This is a genomic window from Metabacillus mangrovi (assembly GCF_009711125.1).
Taxonomy (GTDB): domain Bacteria; phylum Bacillota; class Bacilli; order Bacillales; family Bacillaceae; genus Metabacillus_B; species Metabacillus_B mangrovi.
This window is the reverse complement of sequence record NZ_WMIB01000032.1, coordinates 25,386-35,355: the sequence shown is the minus strand read 5'-3', so window position 1 is coordinate 35,355 and position 9,970 is coordinate 25,386. Positions and strand designations below refer to the sequence as shown.

At 48.5% G+C, this 9,970-nt stretch carries 11 protein-coding genes; 8 read left to right on the top strand and 3 right to left on the bottom strand.

The window, feature by feature from the left end; all coding sequences use genetic code 11:
• Nucleotides 1–247: 247 nt before the first annotated feature.
• From tsaE to tsaD, 4 genes are read left to right on the top strand one after another with little or no spacing between them, the layout of a single operon-like run.
• The gene (gene tsaE, locus GKZ89_RS19475) at nt 248–712 is read left to right on the top strand and encodes a tRNA (adenosine(37)-N6)-threonylcarbamoyltransferase complex ATPase subunit type 1 TsaE (RefSeq protein WP_155114072.1); all 465 of its coding nucleotides are present in this window, start codon (nt 248–250) and stop codon (nt 710–712) included.
• A complete protein-coding gene (gene tsaB / locus GKZ89_RS19470; RefSeq protein WP_155114071.1) occupies nt 705–1,397 on the top strand; it encodes a tRNA (adenosine(37)-N6)-threonylcarbamoyltransferase complex dimerization subunit type 1 TsaB in 693 nt (230 codons plus the stop codon). Before tsaE ends, tsaB begins: the two co-directional genes overlap by 8 nt.
• A 13-nt stretch (nt 1,398–1,410) precedes the next feature.
• Entirely contained in the window at nt 1,411–1,872 is a 462-nt protein-coding gene (rimI, locus tag GKZ89_RS19465; RefSeq protein ID WP_338324954.1) for a ribosomal protein S18-alanine N-acetyltransferase, read from the top strand.
• Nucleotides 1,862–2,884 (top strand): tRNA (adenosine(37)-N6)-threonylcarbamoyltransferase complex transferase subunit TsaD, encoded by a 1,023-nt coding sequence (gene tsaD, locus GKZ89_RS19460; protein ID WP_155114070.1) that lies wholly within the window; start codon nt 1,862–1,864, stop codon nt 2,882–2,884. The genes rimI and tsaD overlap by 11 nt, the downstream gene beginning before the upstream one ends.
• A gap of 254 nt (nt 2,885–3,138) precedes the next feature.
• Here the strand turns inward: tsaD and GKZ89_RS19455 are convergent, their stop codons facing one another.
• Nucleotides 3,139–5,064: an ABC-F family ATP-binding cassette domain-containing protein gene (locus GKZ89_RS19455; RefSeq protein WP_155114069.1), complete on the bottom strand. Its 1,926-nt coding sequence runs from the start codon at nt 5,062–5,064 to the stop codon at nt 3,139–3,141.
• A gap of 228 nt (nt 5,065–5,292) precedes the next feature.
• Here GKZ89_RS19455 and GKZ89_RS19450 point away from each other — a divergent pair, with 228 nt between their 5' ends.
• Both GKZ89_RS19450 and tatC read left to right on the top strand, forming a co-directional pair.
• Nucleotides 5,293–5,940, top strand: a complete 648-nt coding sequence (locus GKZ89_RS19450; RefSeq protein WP_155114068.1) for a redox-sensing transcriptional repressor Rex — start codon at nt 5,293–5,295, stop codon at nt 5,938–5,940.
• Between the two features lie 16 nt (nt 5,941–5,956).
• Nucleotides 5,957–6,715, top strand: coding sequence for a twin-arginine translocase subunit TatC (tatC, locus tag GKZ89_RS19445; RefSeq protein WP_155114067.1), 759 nt, complete (start codon nt 5,957–5,959; stop codon nt 6,713–6,715).
• A 21-nt stretch (nt 6,716–6,736) separates the two neighbouring features.
• On the opposite strand, the gene GKZ89_RS19440 is transcribed toward tatC, so the two are convergent.
• Together GKZ89_RS19440 and GKZ89_RS19435 are read right to left on the bottom strand one after the other, a co-directional pair.
• Nucleotides 6,737–6,937, bottom strand: a complete 201-nt coding sequence (locus tag GKZ89_RS19440) for a YdiK family protein (RefSeq protein WP_155114066.1) — start codon at nt 6,935–6,937, stop codon at nt 6,737–6,739.
• Nucleotides 6,934–7,650: a CPBP family glutamic-type intramembrane protease gene (locus GKZ89_RS19435; protein ID WP_162357109.1), complete on the bottom strand. Its 717-nt coding sequence runs from the start codon at nt 7,648–7,650 to the stop codon at nt 6,934–6,936. Before GKZ89_RS19435 ends, GKZ89_RS19440 begins: the two co-directional genes overlap by 4 nt.
• A 272-nt stretch (nt 7,651–7,922) precedes the next feature.
• Between GKZ89_RS19435 and groES the strand changes: the two genes are divergently transcribed.
• Nucleotides 7,923–8,207: a co-chaperone GroES gene (groES, locus tag GKZ89_RS19430; RefSeq protein ID WP_155114065.1), complete on the top strand. Its 285-nt coding sequence runs from the start codon at nt 7,923–7,925 to the stop codon at nt 8,205–8,207.
• 47 nt (nt 8,208–8,254) lie between these two features.
• Entirely contained in the window at nt 8,255–9,895 is a 1,641-nt protein-coding gene (gene groL, locus GKZ89_RS19425; protein ID WP_155114064.1) for a chaperonin GroEL, read from the top strand.
• Nucleotides 9,896–9,970 lie beyond the last annotated feature (75 nt).

The window sequence follows — 9,970 nt, the reverse complement described above, 5'->3', positions numbered from 1 at the left end:
CCGGTAGTTCAGTTGGTTAGAATGCCTGCCTGTCACGCAGGAGGTCGCGGGTTCGAGTCCCGTCCGGACCGCCATTTATATGGATCAGACAACGAAACGAGATGTTTCGTTTTTTTTGTATGTTCAAATAGTCTTGCCGTACAGTTTTTCCTTCTATTCGGTTTCTCTGCTTGGATTCACGAATGGAGTGCGCTAAACTGTTTATAATGATACAAGTACGAATTACAGAGATTACGGGTGATGTCACATGAAAGCATATGAAGTCATTTCTTCCTCGGCAGAGGATACGAAACAGCTGTCCGGGAGGCTTGCCCGGCTTTTGCACGAAGGGGCCGTGCTGACGCTCGAAGGAGATCTTGGAGCGGGCAAAACCACCTTCACAAAAGGCCTGGCAAAAGGACTGGGGATTGAAAGAATCGTTAACAGTCCCACTTTTACCATTATGAAAGAGTATCATGGCGGCCGCCTGCCGCTTTATCATATGGATGTGTACCGTCTGGATGAAGAAGGGGAAGCGCTTGGCTTTGAAGAATATTTTGAAGGGGATGGGGTAGCCGTTGTTGAATGGGCTCATCTTATTCAGGAGCAGCTTCCCGCTGAGCGGCTTGAAATTGCCCTCTATCGTAAAGGGGACGAAGAGCGAACGCTCCAATTCCAGCCGCATGGAGAAAAATACGAGGCACTATGCAAGGAGCTTTTTTCCGATGAATAATGTGTTAGCCATTGATACATCCAACGATACGCTGGGCATCGCATTGCTGACGAATGGTACAGTGACCGGCGAGATCATCACGAATTTAAAAAAGAACCATTCCATCCGGGCGATGCCTGCAATCGAACAGCTTCTGAAGGAATGCTCGGTTACACCGGGTGAGTTAGATGGAATTGTAGCTGCGGCGGGACCGGGCTCTTATACGGGCGTTCGGATCGGCATGACGATTGCCAAGACCCTTGCCTGGTCCTTATCGATTCCAATCATCACTGTATCGAGTCTTGAAGCCCTTGCGGCAAATGGACGGCTATTTGAAGGGGCTATCTGCCCGCTTTTTGATGCGCGCCGGGGAAGAGTATACACAGGACTCTTTTTAGCCGAAAACGGGTTGATGGAACGGCTGGAAGAGGATCAGAACATTGCTCTTGCCGATTGGCTGGAAAAGGTAAAAGCACGGAATCAAAAGGTGCTGTTCCTTGGTCAAGATGTTCATCTGCATTGGGAAGAAATCGAACGGACGTTAGGCAGTCTGGCTGTAAGAGCTTCATCTGTTCAAAACAGTCCAAGGCCTTCAGAGCTTGCAGGGATCGGCCTTCATAAAGCCGCAGCGCCTGTGCACACTGCCGTGCCAAACTATACGAGGCTGGCTGAGGCAGAGTCAAAATGGCTTGAAGAGCAAAAATAAGTTGGTGGGGAACGTGGGGAGAAGTGAACTGAAGATCCGGGCGATGAGAGTCGAAGACATTGATACAGTCTATCTTATTGAAACGCACTCCTTTGCATCGCCTTGGAATAAAGAGTCTTTTTATAATGAAGTGGCTCATAATCTTTTTGCCACTTATTTAGTTGCTGAACTCAACGGTGAGGTGATCGGCTATTGCGGCATCTGGCTTATTGTCGATGAAGCACAGGTCACAAACATTGCGATCCTTCCGGAGTACAGGGGAAACGGATTCGGGGAAATTCTGCTGAGGCAGGCGATGAAAGAGGCGAAAAGACGCGGAGCGAGGCAGCTGTCGCTCGAGGTGAGAGTGTCCAATCATCCTGCACAGTCTCTCTACAGGAAGCTCGGTTTTCAGCCGGGCGGGATCAGGAAACAATATTACACAGATAATCTGGAAGATGCTTTAGTAATGTGGGTGATGTTAAATGGCATATAAAGACGAGTATATACTGGCGATTGAGACCAGCTGTGATGAAACCGCAGCTGCTGTGATAAAAAACGGCAAAGAGATTGTTTCCAATATCGTGGCTTCGCAAATCGACTCCCATAAGCGTTTCGGCGGAGTAGTGCCAGAGATTGCTTCCCGTCACCATGTGGAGCAAATCACGGCCGTTTTGGAAGAAGCGATGATGGAAGCAAAGCTGACCTTTAAGGATCTGAGTGCCATCGCTGTGACGGAAGGACCTGGGCTTGTCGGTGCGCTCCTCATTGGGGTGAATGCAGCAAAAGCACTCGCCTTCGCACATGGAATTCCGCTTGTCGGGGTTCATCATATTGCGGGACATATCTATGCAAACCAGCTCTTCGCTGAAATGAAATTTCCGCTGCTGTCCTTGGTCGTTTCCGGCGGACACACAGAATTGGTCTACATGAAGGAGCATGGCTCGTTCGAAGTGATAGGAGAAACCCTCGATGATGCAGCAGGTGAGGCTTATGATAAAGTAGCCCGCACCCTTAGCCTGCCTTATCCGGGAGGACCGCATATCGACCGGCTTGCCCATGAAGGAGAAGCCAATCTGGATCTGCCGCGTGCATGGCTTGAAGAAGGCTCGTATCATTTCAGCTTCAGCGGTCTGAAATCTGCTGTTATCAACACGCTGCACAACGCCAAACAGAAAGGACAGGTCATCGAAGCAAGAGATCTGGCCGCAAGCTTTCAGGCAAGTGTTGTAGAGGTTTTGACAGAGAAAACGTTCCGGGCCGCTAAGGAATACAAGGTAGAGCAGGTACTTCTCGCAGGCGGGGTCGCAGCAAATAAAGGGCTGCGCAGTGCTTTGACAGAACGCTTCAAAGAAATCCCTGAAGTAGAGCTGATTATTCCTCCGCTTTCCCTTTGCACGGATAATGCAGCCATGATTGGGGCTGCCGGACATGTATTGTTTAATAAAGGCGTACGGGGCCGGATGGACATGAACGGCAACCCCGGCCTTGAACTGGAATCGAATTAAGGAATCCCGGACCTGGATAAACAGAGTCCGGGATTTTTTTATGCACAACGTTATCCACAGTGTTATCAACATTATCCCGCATGCGGAAAAAACGTGATGAACAAAAGGTTTATCGGGTGTTGATAATGTGGATAAACAGATCGATATCTGTGGATATTGTGGATAAAATGTTTTAATGCTTGATAATCCACAATAATCCCTGTGGATAAAATAAAAACACTCAAATAAAAAAAGCAGCTGAAAACAGCTGCCTTCTAAACCTGCAATTCTTCCCATTCATCCATCAGCTCAGCAACGGAGGCACGGTATCCCTCGTTCTCCAAACTGATGGACTGAAGCTTTTCGTGATCTTGGTAAATGTCCGGGTCTGCCAGAAGTCCTTCATTTTCTTCGATTTTCTCTTCAATCTGAAAAATCTCGTTCTCGATCTCTTCGATCCGCCGCTGGCGCTGGCGCTCAAGCTTTTTCAGTTCTTTTTCCTGCTGATAGGATAACTTTGTTTCCTTTTCGGTCTGCACAGGGGAGGCAGCCGTTTTCTCCTGTTTTTCAAGTTCTGCGAGTTCTTCCTGCTCCTGTTTTTTCTGCAGGTGGTAATCATAATCACCTAAATACAGGTCGACGCCTTCCTTAGACAGCTCGCACACCTTCGTGGCGATGCGGTTGATAAAGTACCGGTCATGGGAGACGAACAGGATGGTGCCGGGATAGTCCACGAGAGCATTTTCCAGGACTTCTTTGCTGTCGAGGTCCAGGTGGTTCGTCGGCTCGTCCAGAATCAGGAGATTCCCTTTCTCAAGCATCAGCTTAGCGAGTGCAAGCCGTGCTTTTTCGCCGCCGCTTAAAGCGGATACCGGTTTGAGCACGTCATCTCCGGAGAAAAGGAAGTTTCCGAGCACCGTCCGGATCTCTTTTTCCGGCTTCAGCGGGTATTCATCCCACAGCTCATTCAAGACCCGTTTATTGGAAGTCAGCTCAGCCTGCTCCTGGTCGTAATAGCTGATTTTCACAGAAGAGCCGTAGCGGATGTCTCCCTCGATGGCTTTCAGTTTGCCGACGATCGTCTTAAGGAGTGTGGATTTTCCAATCCCGTTTGGACCGACAAGCGCGATGCTGTCGCCGCGCTCTGCTGAGAAGCTTACATTAGAGATCGTAGGCTTCTTCCCGTCATAGGAAACGGAGAGGCTGTCCACCTTCAGTACATCGTTGCCGCTTTGCTTTTCGATGTCAAAACGGAACACAGCGGATTTTTCATCTCCGAGCGGCCTGTCCAGCATGTCCATCTTCTCGAGCTGCTTCCGGCGGCTCTGGGCGCGCTTTGTCGTCGAAGCACGGGCAAGGTTGCGCTGGACGAAATCGCGCAGTTTTGCTGCTTCATCCTGCTGCTTTTCGTACGCTTTCATATCGCGTTCGTAGTTCTCGGCCTTTTGCTGCAGGTAGCTGCTGTAATTTCCGATAAATTTAGAAGAATGCAGCCGTGAAATCTCATAAACCTGATTCACAACCTTATCAAGGAAGTAACGGTCATGCGAGACGATCAGGACAGCACCTTTATAGCCCTGCAGATACTGCTCGAGCCAGGAGAGCGTCGCGATGTCCAGATGGTTTGTCGGCTCATCGAGAATCAGCAGCTGGGGCGTCGTCAGGAGAAGCTTGCCCAATGCGAGCCTCGTCTTCTGGCCCCCGCTTAATGAAGCGATGGACGTAGCTTGATCAAAATCTCCGAACCCGAGTCCGTGAAGGATCGAACGGATATCGGCTTCATATTGGTAGCCGCCCTGCTCCTTGAATGCGGTCTGAAGCAGGTCATACTCTTTCATAATCTGTGAGAATTGAGGGCTGCTGGGATCGACTTCCGCCATATCCGTTTCCATCCCGCGCATTTTTTTCTCCATCCGCTGGAATTCCTCAAAGACCGTCAGCATTTCATCCCAAATGGACCGCTCTGATTCGAGGCCGGTATTTTGAGCGAGATACCCGATTGTAAGGTCTTTTGGCTTGATGATTTCCCCGGAATCATGCGACATTTGGCCGGAAATGATTTTAAGGAGTGTGGATTTGCCGGCTCCGTTACGGCCAACTAGTGCAATGCGGTCCCTCGATTGAACCTCAAGCTTTATATTGGATAATATCGGTTCAGCTCCAAAAGATTTCGTGAGCTGCTGAACTTGTAGTAGAATCATTGTTTTCACCTCATGTATACTAGTTTCAGTGTAGCTTAAGTAGGACACGCCGGCAACCGGGAGGCGTGCTCCGGCAAAGTATATGCGGACAGACAATCCAGCCGAAATAGTGTATAGTTTGGTTATATAGCGTAATCCCCATTTTTCTCCACATGCAGGAGAGAAAAATGGAAGCGCTAACTAGATAAAAACAGACCGATTTGCATCAAGGAATGTGAGGGAACCAAAATGAATATTGATCAATCCAAAATACCGCAAGCAACCGCAAAACGGCTGCCTTTATATTATCGATTCTTAAAAAACCTTCATTCTTCAGGAAAGCAGCGGGTGTCTTCTGCTGAACTGAGTGATGCTGTGAAAGTGGATTCAGCTACGATCCGCAGGGATTTTTCCTACTTCGGGGCCCTTGGAAAAAAAGGCTACGGCTACAATGTGAACTACCTGCTGTCCTTTTTCCGGAAAACGCTCGATCAGGATGAATTGACCAAGGTTGTACTAATCGGTGTAGGAAATCTTGGCACCGCATTTTTGCACTATAATTTCTCGAAAAATAATAACACGGAGATCTTTGCAGCATTTGATGTAGCTGAGGAAAAGGTTGGAACGAAAATCGGGGAAGTGCCGATCTATCATCTGGATGAGCTCGAGGAGCAGCTTCCGGATGGAGCGCCTGTCGCTATCCTGACTGTGCCGGCACCGGCCGCCCAGGCCATCACCGACCGTCTGATCGAAATCGGAGTGAAGGGGATCCTGAATTTTACCCCTGCGAGGCTGAACGTACCGGACTCCATCCGGATCCATCATATTGATCTGGCTGTCGAACTTCAGTCACTTGTTTACTTCTTAAAGCATTATCCGAGCGAGACATCTGTGTAAAAGGATGGATGGTCCCATGAATGAGCAGGAAATGTCGGTGTATGAACATATTGAGGAGCTGAGGAAGCGGATCCTTGTGACGGCAGTCTTTTTCGTATTCGCCCTTGCAGCCGGCTTTTTTCTGGCGAAACCGCTGATCCTCTTTCTCCAGCAAACTGAAGAGGCGAAGGACTTGACCCTGAACGCATTCAGAATTTCAGACCCTTTGTTTCTGTACATGAAATTTGCGTTCATTATTGCGTTTGTCCTCATCTCCCCGCTGATCCTCTTCCAGCTCTGGTCGTTTATCAGCCCGGGGCTGTATGAAAAGGAGCGCAATGCAACCTTAAGCTACATTCCAATCAGTGTGCTGCTGTTTCTCGCAGGCGTCGCTTTTTCATATTTTGTCCTGTTCCCGTACGTCATTCGGTTTATGACCGATCTATCGTCGGACCTGAACATCAGCCAGGTGATCGGCATCAATGAATATTTTCAGTTTCTGATTGAGATCACCCTTCCGTTCGGGCTGCTGTTTCAGCTTCCGGTCGTGATCATGTTCCTGACAAGGCTCGGAATCGTGACCCCTTCATTTTTAGGGAAGGTCAGGAAGTACGCCTATTTTGCCTTGCTTGTCACAGCCGGTCTGATCACACCGCCTGATATCATTTCGCAGGTCATTGTTCTTCTGCCCCTTATCATCCTTTACGAAATCAGCATTCTTGTCTCCCGGAGAGCGTACCGGAAATCACAGCAGATTCAAATGGAGGAAGAGGCGAAGGACGTGGTGGCCAAATAAAAATAACCTGCCGATGACAGGTTATTTTTTCTGAGCGCTTCTTTGCTTGAGGCTGAACCGGAACATCCGGATCGCCACAGCGAAATCAAACGTCGCGATCACCATCATGACGACGGTGAGGAAGTTCCACATCCCGTCTGAGCTGCTGTTGATGGCAAGGGATGTAAAGAGCGCTCCCATAGCTAGATAAAAGACGGCAAGGGTGCCGGGACGAGCTTTCATAAAGAGATTCCTCCAATGATGCTTTGCAATTTTTCCGCTTCCTCCAGCATTTTCTGTATATCATCTGCAAACACGTACTGGATGATGACCACGAACGTGTTCATTGAAAGATGGGCGATGATCGTGACAATGATTCGCTTTGTTTTGACATACAGGAAGGCGAACGTGAAGCCCATTGCACTGTAAAGCAGGATGTGTGCCGGATCTCCGTGTACGACAGCAAAGATGACAGAGCTGATGACAGCGGCCAGAATAAAGTTGGTTTTCTTATAGATCGTACCGAAAAGAATCTTCCGGAAAACAATTTCCTCTAAAATCGGACCGGCGATGGAAACGACAAAAATCATCAGCGGAGTGGATTTGACGATCTCCATGATCTGCTGTGTATTTTCAGAACCGGCCGGTATGCCGAGCAGCTGGGTTTCGATGTTTGCCGCTATAATCTGCGCAAAAAAGGCGAGAAAAATTCCGCCGAACGCCCAGCCGGCTGATGAAGCAGGGGAAGCGGGTTCTCCTCTTAGATCGTTCTCTCCGCGGTCTTTCCGCAGAAGGAAGAGGATGATGATAAGCCCAATCGAAAAGGCGATAATATTCCAGATGCCGAAGATCTGCCCCGGGTCCACCCCGAGCCATTTAAGCAGCGGAATTCCAGCAGGCGCCGAGAACAGCACCAGCACATATGTAAGCAGGATAAACCAATAATGTTTCTTCACACGCAATGCTCCTTTATGCCGCTGCACTCCCCTTATCGTATTCAGGGGGACAGGAAATGATACATTCGGGTACCTCCCGTCATTGTATCATATCTGCAGGAAAACCACGCATTGCAAGTGTTTACAAATGTTGAATTTCGTCGAAGAAAAATTCTGTAGTTATCACTTGAAATTCGGAAAAAGTTTATATAATATAGACTTGTGTGTTAGCACTCATGATTAACGAGTGCTAATAAATCCATTTACATATCAATATGAGGAGGGTGTTTCACTTGTTAAAGCCACTAGGTGATCGTGTAATTATTGAATTGGTTGAGTCTGAGGAAAAAACAGCAAGCGGCATCGTGCTGCCTGATTCTGCGAAAGAAAAGCCGCAGGAAGGCAAAGTTGTAGCGGCTGGTACAGGACGCGTTCTTGATAATGGCGAAAAAGTAGCGCTTGAAGTTGCAGAAGGCGACCGCATCATCTTCTCTAAATACGCCGGAACTGAAGTTAAATACGAAGGCAATGAATACCTGATCCTTCGCGAGAGCGATATCTTAGCAATCGTAGGCTAATCCCTTTCGGAAAATAAATCATCTACCATATCAAGGAGGTATTTTTCATGGCTAAAGAAATTAAATTCAGCGAAGAAGCACGCCGTTCCATGCTTCGCGGTGTGGACGCGCTTGCGAATGCCGTTAAAGTAACATTGGGACCAAAAGGACGCAACGTTGTTCTTGAAAAGAAATTCGGTTCTCCGCTTATCACGAATGATGGTGTGACAATCGCGAAAGAAATCGAGCTTGAAGATGCTTTCGAAAACATGGGTGCGAAGCTTGTTGCTGAAGTAGCAAGCAAAACAAACGACGTTGCCGGTGACGGTACAACAACTGCAACGGTTCTTGCTCAGGCGATGATCCGTGAAGGTTTGAAAAACGTAACAGCTGGTGCGAATCCTATGGGCGTACGCAAAGGAATCGAAAAAGCTGTAACAGCTGCAATCCAGGAGCTTCAAGCAATCTCCAAGCCAATCGAAGGCAAAGATTCCATCGCTCAAGTAGCGGCGATCTCTTCTGCTGACGACGAAGTTGGACAATTGATCGCAGAAGCAATGGAGCGCGTTGGAAACGACGGTGTTATCACAATCGAAGAATCCAAAGGGTTCACGACTGAGCTTGAAGTCGTAGAAGGTATGCAATTCGACCGCGGCTACGCTTCACCTTACATGGTAACGGACTCAGACAAGATGGAAGCGGTTCTTGAGAATCCTTACATCCTGATCACAGATAAAAAGATTACAAACATTCAGGAAATCCTTCCTGTACTTGAGCAGGTTGTACAGCAAGGCAAGTCTCTATTGCTTGTAGCAGAGGATGTTGAAGGGGAAGCTCTTGCAACGCTTGTTGTGAACAAGCTTCGCGGAACATTCAATGCAGTAGCTGTTAAAGCTCCTGGCTTCGGTGACCGCCGTAAAGCGATGCTTGAAGATCTTGCCATCCTGACTGGCGGAGAAGTGATCACAGAAGATCTAGGTCTTGACCTTAAATCTGCGAACATCACTCAGCTTGGACGCGCATCCAAAGTTGTCGTTACGAAAGAAAACACAACTGTGGTTGAAGGAGCAGGCGAAACAGACAAAATCGCAGGCCGCGTAAACCAAATCCGTGCTCAATTAGAAGAAACCACTTCTGAGTTCGATAAAGAAAAACTTCAAGAGCGTCTTGCTAAACTTGCTGGCGGCGTAGCCGTTATCAAAGTTGGTGCCGCTACTGAAACTGAACTGAAAGAGCGCAAACTCCGCATCGAAGACGCCCTGAACTCTACGCGCGCAGCAGTAGAAGAAGGAATCGTATCCGGCGGTGGTACTGCCCTCGTGAACGTATACAACAAAGTAGCTGCTCTGGAAGCAGAAGGCGATGCAGCAACAGGAATCAACATCGTGCTTCGCGCTCTTGAAGAGCCAGTACGCCAAATTGCTCACAACGCAGGCCTTGAAGGATCTGTTATCGTTGAGCGCCTGAAAAACGAAGAAATCGGAGTTGGATTCAACGCTGCAACAGGCCAATGGGTAAACATGGTCGAAGCAGGAATCGTTGACCCAACAAAAGTAACACGTTCCGCACTTCAAAACGCTGCATCTGTCGCAGCGATGTTCCTGACTACTGAAGCAGTAGTAGCCGACAAGCCAGAAGAAGGCGGCGGCGCCGGCATGCCTGACATGGGCGGCATGGGCGGAATGGGTGGAATGGGCGGCATGATGTAATCACATCATCTGCTTGGAAAAACGCGAAACCTTTTGAGGTTTCGCGTTTTTTTTTACGAATAGGAATAATGCATA

Bases quoted from the DNA above. Each gene is read 5' to 3' on its own strand.
- tatC (WP_155114067.1), top strand. From the start codon at position 5,957: ATGAATGAGCAGGAAATGTCGGTGTATGAACATATTGAGGAGCTGAGG.
- GKZ89_RS19455 (WP_155114069.1), bottom strand. From the start codon at position 5,064: ATGATTCTACTACAAGTTCAGCAGCTCACGAAATCTTTTGGAGCTGAA.
- groL (WP_155114064.1), top strand. From the start codon at position 8,255: ATGGCTAAAGAAATTAAATTCAGCGAAGAAGCACGCCGTTCCATGCTT.
- tsaB (WP_155114071.1), top strand. From the start codon at position 705: ATGAATAATGTGTTAGCCATTGATACATCCAACGATACGCTGGGCATC.
- GKZ89_RS19440 (WP_155114066.1), bottom strand. From the start codon at position 6,937: ATGAAAGCTCGTCCCGGCACCCTTGCCGTCTTTTATCTAGCTATGGGA.
- GKZ89_RS19450 (WP_155114068.1), top strand. From the start codon at position 5,293: ATGAATATTGATCAATCCAAAATACCGCAAGCAACCGCAAAACGGCTG.
- tsaE (WP_155114072.1), top strand. From the start codon at position 248: ATGAAAGCATATGAAGTCATTTCTTCCTCGGCAGAGGATACGAAACAG.
- tsaD (WP_155114070.1), top strand. From the start codon at position 1,862: ATGGCATATAAAGACGAGTATATACTGGCGATTGAGACCAGCTGTGAT.